The sequence below is a fragment of the Mesorhizobium sp. WSM4840 genome (genome assembly GCF_055811755.1).
Genome location: NZ_JBVVQD010000038.1, coordinates 20584 through 38991, shown reverse-complemented (window position 1 = coordinate 38991; position 18408 = coordinate 20584). Strand labels below are relative to the sequence as shown.

Annotated in this window: 14 protein-coding genes and 2 pseudogenes; 7 read left to right on the top strand and 9 right to left on the bottom strand. The window is 59.8% G+C overall.

Annotated features, from left to right (window positions below):
* Positions 1-92: 92 nt before the first annotated feature.
* The 6 genes and pseudogenes from AC0L3I_RS32070 to AC0L3I_RS32045 form a co-directional block, all read right to left on the bottom strand.
* Positions 93-710 (bottom strand): annotated as a pseudogene (locus AC0L3I_RS32070) (ISKra4 family transposase); the annotation flags it as partial.
* A 14-nt stretch (positions 711-724) separates the two neighbouring features.
* Positions 725-852 (bottom strand): annotated as a pseudogene (locus AC0L3I_RS32065) (IS630 family transposase); the annotation flags it as partial.
* A gap of 111 nt (positions 853-963) precedes the next feature.
* Positions 964-1851 (bottom strand): dihydrodipicolinate synthase family protein, encoded by an 888-nt coding sequence (locus AC0L3I_RS32060; protein WP_473529582.1) that lies wholly within the window; start codon positions 1849-1851, stop codon positions 964-966.
* 18 nt (positions 1852-1869) lie between these two features.
* Complete coding sequence (locus tag AC0L3I_RS32055; protein WP_010914002.1) at positions 1870-2508, bottom strand: LysE family translocator; 639 nt, start codon at positions 2506-2508, stop codon at positions 1870-1872.
* An 84-nt stretch (positions 2509-2592) separates the two neighbouring features.
* Positions 2593-3282 (bottom strand): B3/B4 domain-containing protein, encoded by a 690-nt coding sequence (locus AC0L3I_RS32050; RefSeq protein ID WP_097572440.1) that lies wholly within the window; start codon positions 3280-3282, stop codon positions 2593-2595.
* Between the two features lie 399 nt (positions 3283-3681).
* Positions 3682-4434, bottom strand: coding sequence for a carbonic anhydrase (locus tag AC0L3I_RS32045; RefSeq protein ID WP_027056310.1), 753 nt, complete (start codon positions 4432-4434; stop codon positions 3682-3684).
* Between the two features lie 680 nt (positions 4435-5114).
* On the opposite strand from AC0L3I_RS32045, the gene AC0L3I_RS32040 reads away from it, so the two are divergent.
* A complete protein-coding gene (locus AC0L3I_RS32040) occupies positions 5115-5759 on the top strand; it encodes an acyl-homoserine-lactone synthase (protein WP_473529581.1) in 645 nt (214 codons plus the stop codon).
* Between the two features lie 426 nt (positions 5760-6185).
* Complete coding sequence (gene glmS / locus AC0L3I_RS32035) at positions 6186-8009, top strand: glutamine--fructose-6-phosphate transaminase (isomerizing) (RefSeq protein ID WP_473529580.1); 1824 nt, start codon at positions 6186-6188, stop codon at positions 8007-8009.
* Positions 8010-8405: 396 nt separating this feature from the next.
* Here glmS and AC0L3I_RS32030 read toward each other — a convergent pair whose 3' ends face one another.
* Together AC0L3I_RS32030 and AC0L3I_RS32025 are read right to left on the bottom strand one after the other, a co-directional pair.
* Positions 8406-8669, bottom strand: a complete 264-nt coding sequence (locus AC0L3I_RS32030; protein WP_006329192.1) for a hypothetical protein — start codon at positions 8667-8669, stop codon at positions 8406-8408.
* 332 nt (positions 8670-9001) lie between these two features.
* A complete protein-coding gene (locus tag AC0L3I_RS32025) occupies positions 9002-10165 on the bottom strand; it encodes a porin (RefSeq protein WP_473529579.1) in 1164 nt (387 codons plus the stop codon).
* Between the two features lie 1294 nt (positions 10166-11459).
* On the opposite strand from AC0L3I_RS32025, the gene hemN reads away from it, so the two are divergent.
* Positions 11460-12785 carry an oxygen-independent coproporphyrinogen III oxidase gene (hemN, locus tag AC0L3I_RS32020; RefSeq protein ID WP_473529594.1) on the top strand — a complete coding sequence of 442 codons (1326 nt, stop codon included), beginning with the start codon at positions 11460-11462 and terminating at the stop codon, positions 12783-12785.
* Positions 12786-12862: 77 nt separating this feature from the next.
* Here hemN and AC0L3I_RS32015 read toward each other — a convergent pair whose 3' ends face one another.
* On the bottom strand, positions 12863-12943 hold the full coding sequence (locus tag AC0L3I_RS32015) for a hypothetical protein (RefSeq protein ID WP_473529593.1): 81 nt from the start codon (positions 12941-12943) through the stop codon (positions 12863-12865).
* A gap of 955 nt (positions 12944-13898) precedes the next feature.
* Between AC0L3I_RS32015 and AC0L3I_RS32010 the strand changes: the two genes are divergently transcribed.
* The 4 genes from AC0L3I_RS32010 (at position 13899) to trbB (ending at position 18404) form a co-directional block, all read left to right on the top strand.
* The gene (locus tag AC0L3I_RS32010; RefSeq protein WP_473529578.1) at positions 13899-14288 is read left to right on the top strand and encodes a hypothetical protein; all 390 of its coding nucleotides are present in this window, start codon (positions 13899-13901) and stop codon (positions 14286-14288) included.
* Between the two features lie 588 nt (positions 14289-14876).
* The gene (locus AC0L3I_RS32005; protein WP_473529577.1) at positions 14877-16907 is read left to right on the top strand and encodes a conjugal transfer protein TraG; all 2031 of its coding nucleotides are present in this window, start codon (positions 14877-14879) and stop codon (positions 16905-16907) included.
* 118 nt (positions 16908-17025) lie between these two features.
* The gene (locus tag AC0L3I_RS32000) at positions 17026-17439 is read left to right on the top strand and encodes a CopG family transcriptional regulator (RefSeq protein ID WP_473529576.1); all 414 of its coding nucleotides are present in this window, start codon (positions 17026-17028) and stop codon (positions 17437-17439) included.
* On the top strand, positions 17436-18404 hold the full coding sequence (gene trbB, locus AC0L3I_RS31995) for a P-type conjugative transfer ATPase TrbB (protein ID WP_473529575.1): 969 nt from the start codon (positions 17436-17438) through the stop codon (positions 18402-18404). The genes AC0L3I_RS32000 and trbB overlap by 4 nt, the downstream gene beginning before the upstream one ends.
* Positions 18405-18408: the final 4 nt, after the last annotated feature.

The following is an 18408-nucleotide window of genomic DNA, read 5'->3' as shown; positions in this document are numbered from 1 at the left end:
TTTCGTTAGATGCGAGCGAGCGTCTCTTGGCAAGAACCACCGCGGGGCGCGGGCGAGGTGAGGTGCTGCACGCCAAGCGCGTCGGGACGGTCATCGAGGATCTGCGCGCGGGTTTGCAGCAGAAGATGTGCGCCGATCCTGCTCCACTGCATCTGCCGTTTGTTGGCGACCCGCTTGGAACGGCGTTGACGGTGGCCTTGACGAGGGCCGAAGAGATGCGATCTCCGGATCGCTAACGCTCGCCGTAATTAATCAGGCTGGCACTGTTGGAGGCGATGTAGGCCTGGTGAACTCGCCGATGGCGGTCAGGAACTTGCGCATGTTCGGCTATCTAGCCTGTTTCGAGACCTTCCGCGTCGAATTGCAGGTCGGCGATTTCGTGACGGGCCCGATAGACGTCAACATGCCAGAGAGACGCCATTTGATCCTGCGCAGAGTTTCGAGCAGGTCCTGTCCGGTCTGCTCGTCCTGGTTTTCGAGCCCTTGCACGAACTGCCGAAGGACCCTGATGCGCACGGTGATATGGAACCAGTCGGCGATTCTTCCCCACCGTCGGTGATGAAGGTGATATCCTGATTGGCGTGGACGGGCTGCTTCTTGAGATGGTCGAGAATGCGCCGTTGCGGCTCGCGATCATAGCCATAGACGAAACCGATGTAGCGCGGAGCACCCTCTTCAGGCAGCGAGCGGCCTACGATCAGCTCGAAATTCTACTTCCGGTCGTTTGGTCGCGGATGAAAGTTCGATGCGGCTGCAGAACGCGTTTGCGATGGCCGCCCATCTTCCCGGCGCTACCGGAGCACGAGAACGTTGCGACCATTTCACCACCGAAGAGACCGCAAAGCCAAAGCGCGACCAACCCGATCCAATTCTGCGCCGCCCAACTTCCATCTCGAACGGTGCGCGGAACGCCCGCGCGCCGGGTGCCTAACTAGCAGTTGCACTGGGCTCCCCTGTGCTCGGCTATTCGAGCTTCTCCAATGCCTGCCTAATGTCATCTCCGGCGTCCTCCGGCAACGGCAAAATAGGGCGCGGTGGCTGGACGTGCGCCAGACCGAGGTAGTCGGCGATGACGAACATAACGCGGAAGCTGCCGTAGTGTTTGAACAAGGTCCAGAGCGGCCCGAAAGCGCGGTTCAACCGAGTGGACTCCACCGCGTCGCCGGACTGCGCTGCACGCGTCAGCGCAAGCGCCGGGACCGCCAGCAGACCTGCCGCAACGCTGTACCAGGTGTCACATCCGGCAAGCAGGGCATCCGCCGCGCCCCAATCGCCGCTGTATCCGATTGTGAACGTGTCAGGCGTCATCGACCGCAAACGTGCCAGTTCCCCCGCGTAATCGTCATTCGCCGCCAGAGGCATTTTCACCGCGACGATGTTGGACACCTCTGACAGCCGGGCGATCAATGCGTCGCTGAATGTGAAGCGCGTGGTGCTTGGATTGTTATATATGCACAAAGGCAATTCCCCCGCCTCGGCCACCGCGACGAAGTGCTGGAAGACTTCGTCCTCGTTCAGGGGAACGTAGGACATCGGTGCCAGGAGCAGGCCGTCAGCGCCAGCGGATTTGGCATCGCGCGCCAGAGCCTGAGCTTCATCGGTACGCAATGCACCCACACCCACGACAAGAGGCGTTTTGCCGCCGATGCATTCCACGGCAGCCTGAACGGCACGCTTGCGTTCTTCCCTGGTGAGGTAAGCATAACCGCCCGTGCTCCCCAGAAGGCCGATGGAGTCCGCTCCGGCGCGTTGAATACGCTCGAGAAAACGAGCCAGACCCTCGGTGTCGACATGCCCTTCCGCATCGGTTGGCGTAAGGGGGAACGCCGACAGGCCGCGAAACAAAGTCATCATCCATTCCTTTCGAAACTACATACGGGAAAGCAGCATACGCAGCCCGGCGAACGCGAAGAACATCGCCAACAGACTTTCGATCCAGCGGCGGCAGCGGCGATACAGAGCCACCATAGGTGGTGTGGAGAAGACAATGGCGTAGCCGCAGAATATCGTGACACTTAGGATGGCGCAGCCACCCAATATCGCCGCGATGCTCTGCCACGATGAATTCGGGCCGATCCCCAGCGTGACGAGCGCGATCCATGCTAGCACGGATTTTGGGTTCGCCAAATGCATCAAGAGGCCCTTCCTATAGAGCTCACCCCGCGAAAGAGCGACTTGGTCGGTCGATGCGCGCACCGCCAGCTTCTCGTTCGACGTAAGCGCCGACCGTCCCGCCCTGAAGGCGAGGAATAGCAGGTAAAGCCCCCCGAAAACCTGCAGAACGAGCAGTGCCTGGGCGTACCTGGCCAACAGGGCGGAGATGCCGGTGGAGGCCATAAAACCCCAAAAGATCGAGCCGCTGACGACGCCGGAGGCGAGCATGAGCGCAGCACCTCTGCCGCGCGCCATCGCAACCCCCATAATGCGCATGTTGCTCGGGCCGGGGCTCCCCGCGGCAATGACATATGCAGCAAAGACGATGAGCAACTGATGGAGATCGACATTCATTCTCTCAGCCCTTGATAATCTCGATCGGATCGATCGCGCCGGATGCCCCGGGCGGCCAGGGATCCGCTCGCTCGACCGGAAACCTCATCCGGCGATGGCAATTTCTTGGCTCGCGATTTTGCAGCCAGGCATCAAGGCATTCAGCCCTCCGACCATGGCATCCGTCGCCTCTGCCAATGCATCGTCCGGCATGGTCTCCAACGCCTCCAGTACGAACCACATCCGGCCTGTTAGGGTCTTCAGGCGGGTTCGAGTGCCCTGTCGCCAGTTCCAGCGTCGGCAGGTGACGCCAATGTCGTCGCGCCAGATGACCTCACCGGGCAAGGGAGGATCGTTGACCGCCTCTCCATTCATCATGGTGTCGAACGTCTCACTCCCGTCAGCGATCGTCAGGTGGGGTCTTCCGACATAGGCGTCAAAATTCTCTCCACCCACCGGGACTGCGTATTTCAGGCTGATGGCGTTGTAGAGATCGACGATCGGGTTGATCGTCGAAAGAGTGCCGTCTTTCAGAACCCGCTTTCTGAGGGCCTGGGCTGAGCACGGCGTACGGTTAGGCTTCGCGCCAAAGACGACGTAGGCGTCGGACCAACTCGCCAGATGAGCTTCTGCCCAAGCCGGGCCATCCGCCAACGCGCAATCGCAGGCTTCACCAAGCAATCGGGGATCGAAACGTCCTTCTCCAGCTGAAGTGGCATCGACGTAGACGCTCACGGCTCTAAATCCCGATGCAATATTCTTAATTCGACCGTCGATGATGGGACCCTCAAACATCCAGGCAACTCCATCAGTTCGAGCGCAAGCAATCCATGACCGGCGCGACCAGTCACGATCGCTTCCCTGACTGCAAGCCAATATTGCAGTTCACTGGTCCAAACTAAACTGCCACTTTTGGAGATTTTAATTGGTCCAGTATAAGGAGGGTTCTCGCAGCACGGGAGCGACGCGTCGAATTTATCAATCCCTGATCAAGCAGATCCAGGCCGGAGTGTACGGGTGTCGGTGACGCCACCCAGTTCTCCGCAAGCAAGCGGCCCACAAGTTCCCCGTGATCCGGTCATGCTGTTGTGAACTCTAGGGCATTATGGTCGATGCCAGCGCCACCAGGGTGGCGTCGTACTGTTCGAAACCCCCCGATTGTTACCGCGGTTTTGCTTGACGCGCGCGATGACCTTAGCTGAGGCCTAGGATGAAGCGCCGATTGGAGGGACGGATCGACCGCGCGTTAGATGCGTAAAGCGTCGTAAACCGCTTGATGTCTGCGGTGTCGACCTCGACCGGTTCCATTGCAACCATCCACTCCACGTTTTCGGTGCAGGGCGGAGTCGTTAATGATCCCTCATAGGTCCAGTAGCCGAGCGAGGCCGGCAAAAGCCCGTTGGGATCGAACTCGTCAACTGCCATCTCCTCGCCGGGCCGGGCCGGAAAGACCTTGGCGAGACCGGCAAAGCTGATATTTGTCGCGCCAGGCGTAAGAAGGGCGCTCAGCACACCCAGAGTATCGCTCTTTGTGTCTTTATGGACAAAATGCGCTTCCATCGGGAAGCTCATGCCCGCCACGTGATGCTCGCTCGGCGCGTGGAAATGCAACTGTGCCAGTTGGTAGACGCGATCCCCGCGGGTCAAGGTGCTGCCTTCCGGCATGTTGATTTGAATGGTGTGGCCGTTGTTCACCATCCTGCCGCCGCCCTTGAGCCAACTGATGTCGATGCGCGGTATATCCGCCTTTACCGTCCCGGCGATGTCGATGGGTGACTGCTGCCTGCCCGCCGAACAGGCGAAATTTCTCGTGTCCAGATCGGCCCAATGCTCCGGCCCGACCGAGCCGCCGTATCCCCAATGGGCGCTGGCCGCACGCGCGGTCTGGGCGCAGATCGGGCACACGCCCAGCGCGATGAATGCTCTAATCAGGTTACGACGATGCATATTGCCTCGCTCCTTGATGCGAACTTATGTCCTTGCTTCCAATTGGTGCAGTCAAGGCACAGCCGCAAGGGCGGGCGTAGGTTGAGCCGCGCCACCAGCGTACACGCCAGCCAGTCCTCGTCGAACTGGTAAACTGGAAGAAGCGTCGCCGCCGGCGATCGTTGGAGGCTACGCTCGCCGGTCCGTGGAAATGGCTGGCGGCGTGGCTCAGATTCACCGTGCCGCCGCTGATCAGGCCAACAACCAGCACAGCCGGCGTCGCCGGTCCGGCTGTTACTCGGCGGTATGTGGCGCGTAACGTTGAAGCGGGAGTGTCGGGCAGGCAGTGCATTGCAAAGGATCCCCTCTTTGGCGAGACGAATTCCTCCATTCCAACTGATTCCCGACCTCTCGGCCACCCATTGTGTAGCCTGCCCGCCACGCTCTCCAAGACCATAAAGGCATGGATAAAACTCGCGAATACGCCTTGGAAAGCAGGTCTCAAAGGCCAAGGGGACCTTCCATCTGGAAAATGCCAAGCAAAGCTCGCGTTCGGACGATCCATGCGGTTGCCAGGCTGGCTGCCTCCGGTCAGGCGAGATCCGGATCCTTCCGCGAGGATAGCTGTAAACGTCTACAGGCTGCATCGCTGTGCGCTTTGCCCTTCGATGGCGGGAACACAACCCGCACGGAGGCGACGAATGATTCAGCTGATCACACCTGGCCTCTACAGCGAATTCGCAGGCGAGCTCAAAGAGATGCACGGGCTCAGATATCGGGTTTTCAAGGAGAGGCTCGATTGGGAAGTTCAGACCGGAGGCGAAATGGAAACAGACACCTTTGACGACTTGAAGCCTGTCTATCTGCTGCTCAAGGGATCCGATTGGCGAATTCGTGGCTGCGTGCGCCTCTTGCCAACCACTGGGCCGACCATGTTGCGCGACACATTCCCGGCGCTGCTGGGTGAGGCTGTGGCGCCCGCGAGTCCCGACATATGGGAAAGCAGCCGTTTCGCGCTCGATTTGCCCCCATCAACGCCCAAGGCGGCAGGCGGCCTTGCCCAAGCAACCTACGAGCTCTTCGCCGGCATGATCGAATTCGGCTTGGCCAACAATCTCACCCGGATCGTGACGGTGACCGATACGCGTATGGAACGGATCCTTCGCCTCGCAACGTGGCCATTGTCGCGCATCGGAAAGCCGCAGCCCGTCGGCAAAACGGAGGCGGTGGCCGGGCTTCTCGAGATCTCTCACGCCAGCCTGTTGCGCATCCGCTGGAGGGGACGTCTGAATGGGCCGGTACTGTGGCAACCGATTCTCGGCCTGCCGCACGGCCCATGCGGATAGCCAAGACGTGGTGCGTGGCCCCAGGGATCGGAAGAGGGTTTGCTTCTCGTCGCCGAAAGGAGTCATTGCGTCCGGCCTGGAGAAGCAAACCGAGGAATGATGCATGAAGCAGCGTCCGCACAATTGAACGGCGAGATCAAAGAGTGCGCTGGGGCTACCCATTCCGGCCGGCTTGCATGCTATTAACGCAGGTGAGGGCGCCGGCCATGATATGCGCAGCCCGTTGAAGGCGGAAGCGTACGCCCCGGTTCACATCACCCGCATTGGACTGAGGTTTAGTTCATCCATGGCGTGGATGATGGCTATCCCAACAATCAATTTTACCGAACTGACTGGATTCCATTAGAAGACTCTAACTGAGCGCACGCCGGGCGGCGTCCCTCGTCTGCGTCGGCTGAGGCTGCCGGGAAGAATTCGGAGAAGAACATGTGCGGAATTGTTGGCATCGTTGGGCAACAGCCGGTGTCGGAACGCCTGGTCGACGCATTGAAGCGTCTGGAATACCGCGGCTATGATTCGGCCGGCATTGCGACGATCACCGAGGGCACCTTGCACCGCCGGCGCGCGGAGGGCAAGCTCGTCAATCTCGAGAGGAGACTCAAGGAAGAGCCGCTGGGTGGTACCATCGGCATCGCCCACACCCGCTGGGCAACCCATGGGCCACCGACGGAACGCAATGCACACCCGCACTTCACGGATGGTGTGGCCGTCGTCCATAACGGCATCATCGAGAATTTCGCCGAACTGAAGGACGAATTGGCGGCGACGGGAGCTGAGTTCCAGACCGACACCGACACTGAGGTCCTTGCGCATCTCTTGGCAAGGCACCGCCGGGAGGGCATGAGGCGTGGTGAGGCGGTGCATGCCATGCTGAAAAGCGTCAGGGGTGCCTACGCGCTTGCCATCCTCTTTGAGGATGATCCGTCGACCATCATTGCGGCGCGCAATGGACCACCGCTGGCGATCGGTCACGGCGACGGCGAGATGTTCCTGGGCTCCGACGCGATCGCGCTTGCTCCATTCACGAATGAAATCACCTATCTCATCGACGGTGACTGGGCCGTTGTCGGCCGGACGGGCGCTGATATCTTTGATTACGACGGCCAACCCGTCGCGCGTCCGCGCCAGACCTCCGTGGCCGTGGCCACTCTGGCCAACAAGGGCAACCATCGCCACTTCATGGAGAAGGAAATCCTCGAGCAGCCCGAGGTCATCGCCGATGCGCTCGGTCATTATATCAATTTCATCGAAAATGGTGCCGATGCGGTTTTTGGCATCGACTTCGCCAAGATCCCGAGCTTGGCGATCTCTGCCTGCGGCACCGCATATCTCGCCGGGCTGATCGGAAAATACTGGTTCGAGCGCTATGCGCGCCTGCCGGTCGAAATAGATGTTGCATCCGAATTCCGCTATCGCGAGATTCCGTTGTCGCCGCAGTCTGCGGCTCTGTTCATTTCCCAGTCGGGCGAAACCGCCGATACGCTGGCATCGCTGAGGTACTGCAAGCAGCTTGGGCTGAAAATTGGCGCTGTCGTCAATGCGCGCGAATCGACCATCGCTCGGGAGGCCGATGTGGTCTTCCCGATCCTTGCCGGCCCAGAGATCGGCGTCGCCTCCACCAAGGCCTTCACCTGCCAGCTAGCCGCTCTTGCCGCACTCGCCATCCACGCAGCCAAGGCCCGCGGAACCGTGACCGAAGATGAGGTGCAGGCGCTCGTCGAGAGCCTCGCCGAAATGCCGCGCCTCATGAGGCAGGTACTGGACAGCATCCAGCCGGAGATTGAGCTTCTGTCGCGCGAACTGTCAAAGTGTCATCATGTCCTTTATCTCGGCCGTGGCACAAATTTCCCACTGGCGATGGAGGGTGCGCTGAAGCTCAAGGAGATTTCCTACATCCACGCCGAAGGCTATGCGGCGGGTGAATTGAAGCACGGTCCTATCGCATTGATAGACGAGAACATGCCAGTGATCGTCATCGCGCCACATGATCGCTTTTTCGACAAGACCCTCTCCAACATGCAGGAAGTGGCCGCCCGCGGAGGGCGCATTATCGTCATCACCGATGGAAAAGGGGCAGCCGCATCGAAACTCGATACGATGCACACGATCGTGCTGCCGGCCACCGACGAGATTATCGCGCCGATGATCTTCTCGCTGCCGATACAGCTTCTTGCGTACCACACGGCGCTCTTCATGGGCACAGATCTCGACCAGCCACGCAACCTGGCAAAATCAGTCACCGTCGAATGATGTGACGCCTTCATTAGTCGCAACGCTCGCCCATTCGGAAAAAACTCCAAGCACTTCAACCGGGGCTCAAGCGCGCCGCTACCGCCTTGCCGTTATTTGCTGGAGCATGCCGTTTAGCGACGATTGGTTATCCCTTTGGCCTCCCCTCACGCTGCTTGGCTGTGCCTACGGGCAAACCCGGTCGAGAAAAGCATCGAATACGCAGCAATAGCGCTAACCACAAAGCGATCCTCCTGCCGCATGCGGATAAAACCCTTCGCTGTCCACTATTTCGTCCTCGCTCGCTGATTGCGGCTCGCCGCGGTCTTCGTCGGTGAGACGGTTGCCCTTTGACTTTGCCAGGCGGCCAGCTGCGATGTGCGGGCTGTAGGAATCCCGTGTAACCTCGTTCTGGATCTAACGCTCACCGATAGGCCCGGCCAGTCGCAAGAGGACCGGGCGATGATCGGACACTTCCAGGAACCGCTCGATGGTTCGGTCGAGCGCGAGGATCATGAAATCGTGGCCGCACGGCACGAGATTGGGCGAGATAAAGACATGGTCGATCAGCGACTTGAAGGGCGCCTTGACGCAGGTGATTTGCTTGTCCGAAGCATCCTGCGCGGCGAGCGCGGTCAGGCCGGCGGCGGTCAGCGCGGTCTCCGGAAGCCAAGGTTGCATTGAGTCGCCGCCGATTCAGTCGTTATCGAAGCTGGGATACTGGGCGAGTTCGGCGATTGCTTCGGCGATCACGCGCCCACCCATCTGCCGGCGGCCTCCACCGTGTCGCCGGACTGCGCCGCACGCGTCAGCGCAAGCGCCGGGACCGCCAGCAAACCTGCCGCAACGCTTTACCAGCTGTCACATCCCGGCAAGCGGGGCATCGGCCGCGCCCTAATCGCAGCTGTATCCGATTGCAAACGTGTCAGGGCTTATCTGCCGCAGGCGTGGCAGGTCCCCCGCATAATCGTCATTCGCCGCCTGAGGCCACCGAGATGAAGCTCTTCCTCCCGTTAGAATGAACGTTCGAAACGGAGGATGCCGCCGACACTGCTCTTTTTGTTGGCATTAGCCCAGCTAATGGAAGGGTCGACCTTGCCGACGGCGAAGTCGCCGTAGCGGTCATAGTCGAGTTCGGCTGTAATTGTGAAATCTGAAAGTAACGCATAGGCGACGTTTGCAGCCACACCAAAGTTCTTGAGCTGATCACCCGAGAGCTGAAGGTTGAACGAAGTTGTCTCATTGAGCTTGTAAGTGGCGCCGGCCCAGAAAGCCCAGTTACCGCCCCAACTTTTGTAGAACCCGCGACCATGAGCGTCGATTGCGTTAGTGACGTCATCGTTGAGCTTGCCGCTGGAGCCGTAGCCGAACATTCCGAATAGCGAGAGTTCGTCGGTAACATCGACGTCGATGCGGACCTTGCCGGCGACCGATTCGTAGTTGCTATCATAAGCGACAACGCCGGTGAACGCGCCCCAGTGTTGTGTGTATTTCACTCCGCCGACTAGGTGCGGAACGTAGCTGTCGATGGTGCCGACCAGGCCCGAGCCTTCTTCGAGTGAAACCACAGCCGAAAAGCCGTTACCGGCGTCAAAGTAGTACTGAACCACATTGGTATCGAAGGCGCCGTACGGGATAAGCATCTGATTGAGCACGTCGCCCGCGTAGCCAATAAACATGTCGAAGGCGGACCAGTCCTTGCCAATTCGGAGGCCACCAAGCTGAACCCAGGCGAAAGTCAACGTGATGCCTTGGCTGAAGGCATAGTATCGAGGACTGTCCGAACCGGAATAGGCGGTGTGTTTGCCGTAGTTCATGCGGGTCTCGATGAAGGTCTGCAATGTACCGAGTTCGGTCTCTTGCCCGGTCCAAGTTTTTAATGTGAAGCGCGTGTGGTTTTGCCATATGCCCTGGGCCTCGCCAGTCTTCACATCCGTGGTTCTAAATTGGTCATACGTTACGACATCGCCGAGGCCGATGTCGTAACGGACATAGCCGCCGATGCGCAGGCAGGTCTCGGTGCCGGGGATGTAGAAGTAACCAGCGCCGTAAACGTCGCAGATCTTGACGTATTCAACGGGCTCAGGCTCGGCCACGACGATGGCGCCGGCGGCTCGGGCACAGGAAACGGCGATCGGGGCCGCAGCTGAGCCGAGCAGGAGGCTCCTGATGTTCATACTTGATCTCCGTTCAAATATTAAAGAAGGGGACGCCAACGAACGAGCCAGCCCCTTCCTGTCCCCACAATCGAAAACGATGCATATCGCGCTGCGCCCATCGCAGTGTGACGCACGGGTCATAATAATGATTCAACAACAGCGGCGATGAAGCTGAATCATACTTTCACGCGATGAGATGTTGTTCTCATATCACCTGCTTGAAATGCCCGGGAAGGAATCAAACACTTCTGAGTCGATCGCCATGATTATCTCCGATAGCTGCGGGCGTACCGTCACAACGGCTTCGAAAATCACCCCGCAAGTGACGTGCCAACCTCACGACCAAGCTACGATTGACACTCAAGTTTGCCGTCGGACCTTGGTTTGCGTTTCCTTTTTTTGCTCCGAGGGTCAAGCTGAGCACGAAAAGCAAATGTTTCGGACATGGTTCGTCTGTTCGCTTCGCGACAGTATCGTTCAATGGCGATAGCTTTTTGTTTGTTTTGAGCCTCGACATTGTTGACGTCACGCGGGGGCACCGCTCGGTACGTCAGCCGAGATGCCCCACTGATGCCGACATGCCTACGCGTAAGCGTCCTCGTTAGGGCGAAGGGCGACACTTCGGCGGAGGTGCACCAGCTTTCCAGTTAGTCCGGACAAAGTGTTCCGAAAGGCGGGGAAGGTCGAAACGAACCGTGCGAATTCGCTCGATTGTCAGTTGCGAGCGATGCTTGAGTTGCGCTTCACTCCGGCGCTTTGCCGCGCCACAGGAGCGCGATTTGTCGGTGATCATGCGCCTGGCGTAGCGCTACTTTCAGAATTGGTTCATCAGGCTTGCAGCCTTGGCATTGCGGCAGACCTGGACGGTCTCCTCAAGCACATTCCCGCCCTGACAGACGGTGCGCCACAGCCAAAGCCTCGTGTCGGCAATTAAACGACGAACTCATCGAGATGCCAGATATCGTTACGTGACGCCGTCTTACGCACCAGCCGGCGAGCAAAAGTCTGGTCCCAACGCCGAATCGACTGGTCGGATGCGGCATGCCGCGTTCCAGCATCTCCTCGCCCCAGGCCGGACGCTGAAGGGAGGGGATAGTAGCCCAAAACGGTGTGCACGATAGTCTCGACGGGAAACCCATGGCGCTTGTCGCTGACCAGCGCGTGCTCATGCCGTCGCTGTCCAGCCAAGGCTGAACGGCGCTTGTCGCTGGGAAAAAATCGGGCCTAAAGCGGAACGGCCTGATATAGCGCAAAGACACAGGAGAGCGCAGCGGTAAGGATGGAAGGCATCAGCATGGGACGGTAACTGTTGTTGCAGACCACAAAATATCGCGAGGCCCGCCTGCCTTGGTACACCATCTATCCGACTGTCTCGGAGTTCTCTGGGGCGGTCGGCGCCGAGGCTTATGAGGAATGGCTCAGGAACCTACCGGCTGACGATCCGGCGTCACTCTACTTGCACGTTCCGTTCTGCCGATCAAAGTGCTGGTTCTGCGGCTTCCCCTCCGCCATCACTCGCCATGATGCGCCGATCCTCAACTATCTGGCGGCGCTACGTGACGAGATAGGTTTGGTCTCGGAGCACGCGCCGCAGGCGCTGCCCGTGAGCGATGTGCATTTCGGCGGCGGAACGCCAACTCTCATGGGGCCAGTTGAGTTCCTCGCCCTGATGGAGTTCCTGCGCCGCCAATTTGCGCTCGCGAAAACAGCTACGATCGCCGTCGAGATCGATCCACGCACGTTCACGGCCGAGATGGCCGAAGCCTTGGAAGCAGCCGGCGTGAACCGCGCGAGCCTCGGCCTGCAGAGCTTCGATCCCATTGTTCAAAAAGCGATCAACCGGGTCCAGAGTGAGGCGCAGACGGCGGCTGCCGTCGAAATGCTGCGTCGGCATGGAGTGAGAAGCATCAACTTCGACCTCATCTTTGGTCTCCCGCATCAAACGGTTCAGTCTTGCGTCGAGACCACGAGGGCGGCGGTCGCCATGCGCCCCAACCGGCTCGCGGTGTTCGGCTACTCGCACATTCCGTCCTTTATTAAGAATCAGCGCCTCATCGAGGAGGCATCTCTTCCAGGCTGCGCTGCCCGCGCCGAACAGGATGCGGCCATTGCCGTGACGCTGATTGCCGCCGGCTACCGAGAGATCGGGCTCGACCATTTCGCCTTGCCGGACGACGATCTCTCGCTGGCACAGAAAACCGGTCGCCTGCGGCGCAACTCGCTGGGTTACTCGGCCGACACCTGCAAAACCCTGATCGGTTTCGGCGCGTCGGCTATCGGGCGTGTCGGCGAGGGTTACGTCCAGAACGAGGTTACACGGGATTCCTACTGCCGGCACATCGCAGCTGGCCGTCTGGCGACGTCAAAGGGCTACCGTCTCACCGACGAAGACCGCGCGCGAGCCGCAATCATCGAGCGACTAATGTGCGATCTCGAGGCCGATGTGCCGGCAATCTGTGCCGCCCACGGATCTGATCCGATCCATTTTCTCGATTCAGCTGAACGCTTGGCGATGCTTGCCAAGGACGGGATTGTGGACATCGAAAAGGGTTTTGTCCGCGTACGGCGGCAGCATCGCTTTGCGATTCGCGCTGTCGCTGCCGCATTCGATGCTTTTCTCGACCGGGTTGCCCGGTGAGTCAGCCAACCAGTGTGAGGAGGCCAAGGCGACGCCGAAGCGAAATTCGACGCCCATGCGGTTTCCCTTCTTGTAGGTCAGGATTTCATAGCCGTCGCAGCGTAGCAGGCCTCAAGCGGCTTCCCGCCCTCGAAGAAGGCCACGGTGTCGCCATCGATCGTGATCCGCTCGACGTTGGTGCGATAGCCGATCTCGTAATAGGTGCGTACTCGTCTGAGCTATGGTCGCCGCTCTCCGCCTTATAAGCCATGACTGGATCGAGTTTCCATCCTTCAGGAAGGGATAGACCAACTGCTAATCCCCGGCCCAATCCGACAGGGCGCGCTGATTGATCTGGTCGTCCTCAAATGTAGATCTGCTGGACCGCGGGATCGTGGCTATGTGCGTGATCTTTCTCAGCTGCTTGATCGTGGATCTTGCCGCTCCCGCCGACGGCCACGATGTTGAAGGGCCTGCCCTCCACGGCTGGTGAACGATCCCGCCGACACGATATAGAGCTTGCCTCCCAGAGGGTCGGTCACGACGATGTTGTCCCCCTGCCGCGGCGATGCACGGCCGTGCCCGTCCATCGAATAGGGGTCGTGAGTTTTAGCGAGTTGGCGATCTTGCCAGCGACGATATCAGTTGGTGGAGCTGCCCGTCCTGCGTAAAAGCATAGGCGTTGATGGTTTTATCTATTTCCAAGACGAAGTGCGCACCGTCAGAACAGCCATTGTCTCAGTCGAGGGCGGCGAGAATATCCACGCGGAACATTCCGCGAACGATGCATAGCCAAGGCGCGAAGCTTGGCGTTTTGGTGGCGCTCAACAAGGCGACAGCCGCAATGGAACGTGCTGCCAGAGAAGCCGAATCCGTAGAGGCGGGCGGCACGCTGCGGCCGCGCGTGCAAATCCGTAGGGTCGAGGAACTATTGAAGGGCAGAAAGCCCACGCTTCGACCTGTCTATGACAATATCTCTGCCGCCGCTGCCGCCCCGGCAGGCGGCCGCCGCGATTGCCAACGCCACAGGAAATACGGGACTCGCCGTCCTTCAGATATTCCATCGCCGGCAGCGGACAGAAAGCCACGAACGATCAGTCGTGAGCCGACACCTGTGAACAAGCCGTGTGCGACATGGCCGTGAATGAACTGGATTTGTTGGTTTTCCAGATGGCAGTGGAAAGCGTCCGCTCACTCTGCTTGAGCTTCAACGACAAAGCGGCGGAAATAGCCGCGAGGAGCCGCGGAATCCTGCTTTTCGACGTGCGGGTCAATGATGACGCCGAGATCCAGCGGGTCGCAGCCATCCGATATCAAGGCGGCCAGATTGGTGTGGTGGCGTTGGACAGACAAGGCCTTATTAGCCGCTACTGCGTTGTCAACGGTACCTTCTCCCGCTTCATTGCACCGTTGGAGAATTGGACCAGCATGCCGGTGTCAATGCAGGCCAAAATCGATGTCACTCACCATGCCGGCCTCTTCCTAGGCGCGTTGCGAAATGCCGGTCATATGCTTGGCAACTAGCGCTTGGCGGAACGCATCTGTGGATTTTTGAATTCGCCTCGGCGTTGATCTGAAAAGAAAGATGCTTGGCTCAGAAATGGTGTCTGGCTAACAAGGAGCACAACGAATTGAGACTGAAACGCAGTCCAGCTGGGAAACCCAGCGCGAAGGCCGGAAGGTCAGGTAACTTACCTGAGATAGAGGCAACGGGAAGGCGCCTTCCACTTATAAGGCATCGCCCAATATGTCCGAGTTCGCCTGAGGAATTCCCATGGCGGGCAGGGCCACTTCGCGATCAGATCTCGATAGGCCTGTTGTACCTCAGACCGGACTCGATGTTCAGGATTTCCTCAGCGGCTTGCCCGCACGCCACCGCCAGCTCCCCGACCCAATATCCGACGTGCTCACGATAAGCACGAACGATATGGGTCCCCTCCGACATAGCAGTCAAGACTCGCTCGGGAATGCGCGAATATTGACACACCTCCAAGGAGAGCAACGGCGCGCCAAACAGCCTCTCATCGCACCAAGTCGTACATAGGGCGCATTCCTGTACCGGCCGCCCCGGGCGATGCTTGATCCACCTCTCCAGAACAGCGGAGCAAGCCAGTGACGCCCACGAAGCTTCTGATTGGGCAGATCGCCATTGTGTTCGCCATCGTTCTCGTCGGCGTGTGGGCTGCCACGCAATGGTGCGCTCATATGCTGGCCTTTCAGGAACAACTCGGCGCGCCATGGTTTGTCGCGGCTGGCTGGCCGATCTACGAGCCGTGGAAACTGTTGGAATGGTGGTTCCAATTCGATGCCTATGCGCCCGAGATATTCGACAAGGCGGGCATGCTTGCGGGCACCAGTGGATTCATGGGCTGTGCCGCTGCGATCGCTGGTTCCCTCTGGCGCGCGCGCCAGCGCGGGTTGGTCACCACCTATGGCTCCTCTCGATGGGCGGCGACGCGGGAGATCGAGAAAGCAGGGCTGTTTCAGCCGGCAGGCGTCATCCTCGGCAAACTGAAGGACCGGTATCTGCGTCATGACGGGCCGGAGCACGTCATGGCCTTTGCGCCGACACGTTCGGGCAAGGGCGTCGGACTGGTTGTCCCAACTCTTCTCTCCTGGTCCGGCTCGGCCGTTATTCACGACATCAAAGGCGAGAACTGGCAGCTGACCTCCGGCTGGCGGTCGAAGTTCTCGCATTGCCTTTTGTTCAATCCGACTGATCCGCGATCGGCCCGCTACAACCCGCTGCTGGAGGTACGCAAAGGTTCGGACGAGATTCGCGATGTCCAAAACATCGCCGACATTCTAGTCGATCCGGAAGGCGCGCTGGAGCGGCGGAATCATTGGGAGAAGACCAGTCATTCACTTCTGGTCGGCGCTATCTTGCACGTGCTCTACGCCGAAGAGGAAAAGACTCTTGCCCGCGTCGCCACCTTTCTGTCGGACCCGCAACGCTCGTTTGCCGCGACTTTGCGGCGAATGATGACGACCAACCATCTCGGCGCGGCCAACAAGCCTCAGGTCCATCCCGTCGTGGCCTCGGCGGCACGAGAGGTGTTGAACAAATCGGAGAACGAACGTTCAGGCGTCCTCTCGACCGCCATGTCTTTTCTCGGGCTCTACCGTGATCCGACCGTGGCGGCGGTAACATCGGACTGCGACTGGCGCATTGCCGATCTGATGGATGCCGAGTGGCCGATGTCGCTCTATCTGGTCGTGCCGCCATCGGACATTTCGCGCACCAAGCCCTTGGTGCGACTGATCCTGAACCAGATCGGCAGGAGGCTGACGGAGCGGCTCGAGGGTGACCCAAAGAAGAGCCGCAAGCATCAACTGCTCATGATGCTGGATGAGTTTCCGGCGCTCGGTCGCCTCGACTTCTTTGAGACCGCGCTCGCGTTTATGGCCGGTTACGGAATTCGTGCCTATCTGATCGCGCAATCCCTGAACCAGATTTCCAAAGCGTATGGCGAGAACAATGCCATTCTGGACAACTGCCATTTGCGAATTGCCTTTTCCTCCAATGATGAGCGCACGGCCAAGCGAATCTCGGACGCGCTTGGCACGGCCACGGAACTCAGATCCATGCGCAACTATGCGGGCCACCGGCTGGCACCTTGGCTCTCGCATGTCATGGTGAGCCGCCAGGAAACCGCCCGCCCGCTGCTGACACCGGGCGAGGTGATGCAATTACCGCCCGCGGACGAACTGGTGCTGGTTTCGGGATTGCCCCCCATCCGGGCCAAAAAGCTGCGATACTATGAGGATCACAATTTCACCGAGCGGGTGCTGCCTTCGCCGGTGTTGCGCGACGGACCCTACGCGGACTGCCCGGTGTCGCGGCCGGACGATTGGACTGGGCAAGTACGCGGCGTCGACCGTCGTCTTGCCTCCGACGACGAAAGCGCTGGCGCCGCGCTTGCGGACGAGGGAGGTGTTCAGCAGCAGCGTCATCCTGGCCTGCCCGAAGAACATACCGCCGTCACCCAGGAACCGGACCAGGACGATCTGTCCAGACCCGCAGACGATGATAGCGAGGCGATGGCCGACAAGCGCGTCATGGACCGGATCTCCACCGTCGCGGGTGCCTATGGCATCAACGAGGGAAGGGGCGATGACAAGGATATCGTCCCCGGCTTCTAAACGCTTTCCGCAGTTAGGGCGTATCTCAGCGTAGATAACGGCCGTAAGCGATTTTGGGCATCTCGACAATGCTTGTTCCGCCGCCTGCGCGCCAGCGCCGGCCAGTTGGAACAAGCGCATGAAGCCCCACCGCATTCGTCACCAGTTTCTGCTCGAACCGGAATTGAGCGAGAAGCTGGACAACCTCAGCCGCGATCCCTCGACCACAAAATCCGCGGTCGTCGCGAAGGCCGTAGAAGCTTTCATTGAGCGGCGTGGCGAGAATGAACTCGATCGGCGCTATGGCATGAGGCTGGACCGTCTTTCCCGCGACCTCAGTCACGTCAGGCGCGATGTCGAGATGACATTGGAAAGCTTGGCGCTCTTCATCCGCTTTTCGATCACGCTTCATGCCCACACGCCGGTCCCGGACAAGGCGATGCAGGCGATTGCCCAGGAGCGTTTCGACAAATTCGTCGAGCAGGTCGGTCGCCAGATCGCTTCTGGGAAACGATCGCTTGGCAAAGACAATAGCGGGGGAGGGGAAGGATGAGCTCTCATCCCGAGGCCGACCATCGCCGCCGCGCGATGCTGCGCACCGCCATGGGCCCGGCGATCACCGAAGCCCTAGCCGATCCATTGGTCATCGAGGTGATGGTTAATCCCGACGGTGCGCTGCGGCTCGACCGACTGGGAGAAGGCCGAGCGGATACCGGCGTGCATATGCATCCTTCCGAGGCGGAACGCATCATCCGCCTGGTCGCTTCCCACGTGCGTGCCGAGGCGCATGCGGACAATCCGATTGTCAGTGCCGAACTGCCATCGGGCGAACGCTTCGAGGGACTGCTGCCGCCTGTCGTGCTGGCGCCTTGCTTTGCCATCCGCAAACCAGCCGCAAAGCTCTACACGCTGGCCAACTATGTTGCGGATCGCATCATGTTGCCGCTGCAGGCGGATGCGTTGATGAAGGCAGTCCGAGAGCGGCGCAACATCCTTGTCGCCGGAGGCACGTCGTCGGGTAAGACGACGCTTGCCAATGCGCTACTGGCCGAAGTCGCCGAATGCGACGAGCGAGTGATCCTCATCGAGGACACCCGCGAACTGCAATGCGCAGCAAAGGACTGCGTTGCCCTGAAAACCAGGCGGGGCTCGGTCACACTCGCCGATCTCGTGCGCTCGACGCTCCGGCTCCGCCCCGACCGCATCATCGTCGGTGAAGTCAGGGGCGCGGAAGCGCTCGACATGCTCAAGGCATGGAACACCGGGCACCCCGGCGGCATCGCCACGGTTCATGCCAATTCGGCGCGCTCTGCCCTCTATCGCATCGAGCAGCTTGCACAGGAAGCTGTCGTCACCGTGCCGCGCCGCCTTATCGCCGATGCCATCGATCTCATCGTCTTCATCGCGGGGCGCGGCTCGTCGCGCCGCATCGATGCGATCGCTGAGGTCACAGGTCTCGACGGCAGTGGCGACTACGCCGTCACCCCACTCACGCCTCCGCAACTCCAGCAACTTTGAAAGG

Bases quoted from the DNA above. Each gene is read 5' to 3' on its own strand.
- AC0L3I_RS32060 (WP_473529582.1), bottom strand. From the start codon at position 1,851: ATGACTTTGTTTCGCGGCCTGTCGGCGTTCCCCCTTACGCCAACCGAT.
- AC0L3I_RS32055 (WP_010914002.1), bottom strand. From the start codon at position 2,508: ATGAATGTCGATCTCCATCAGTTGCTCATCGTCTTTGCTGCATATGTC.
- AC0L3I_RS32050 (WP_097572440.1), bottom strand. From the start codon at position 3,282: ATGTTTGAGGGTCCCATCATCGACGGTCGAATTAAGAATATTGCATCG.
- AC0L3I_RS32045 (WP_027056310.1), bottom strand. From the start codon at position 4,434: ATGCATCGTCGTAACCTGATTAGAGCATTCATCGCGCTGGGCGTGTGC.
- AC0L3I_RS32040 (WP_473529581.1), top strand. From the start codon at position 5,115: ATGATTCAGCTGATCACACCTGGCCTCTACAGCGAATTCGCAGGCGAG.
- glmS (WP_473529580.1), top strand. From the start codon at position 6,186: ATGTGCGGAATTGTTGGCATCGTTGGGCAACAGCCGGTGTCGGAACGC.
- AC0L3I_RS32030 (WP_006329192.1), bottom strand. From the start codon at position 8,669: ATGCAACCTTGGCTTCCGGAGACCGCGCTGACCGCCGCCGGCCTGACC.
- AC0L3I_RS32025 (WP_473529579.1), bottom strand. From the start codon at position 10,165: ATGAACATCAGGAGCCTCCTGCTCGGCTCAGCTGCGGCCCCGATCGCC.
- AC0L3I_RS32010 (WP_473529578.1), top strand. From the start codon at position 13,899: ATGGCCGTGAATGAACTGGATTTGTTGGTTTTCCAGATGGCAGTGGAA.
- AC0L3I_RS32000 (WP_473529576.1), top strand. From the start codon at position 17,026: ATGAAGCCCCACCGCATTCGTCACCAGTTTCTGCTCGAACCGGAATTG.
- trbB (WP_473529575.1), top strand. From the start codon at position 17,436: ATGAGCTCTCATCCCGAGGCCGACCATCGCCGCCGCGCGATGCTGCGC.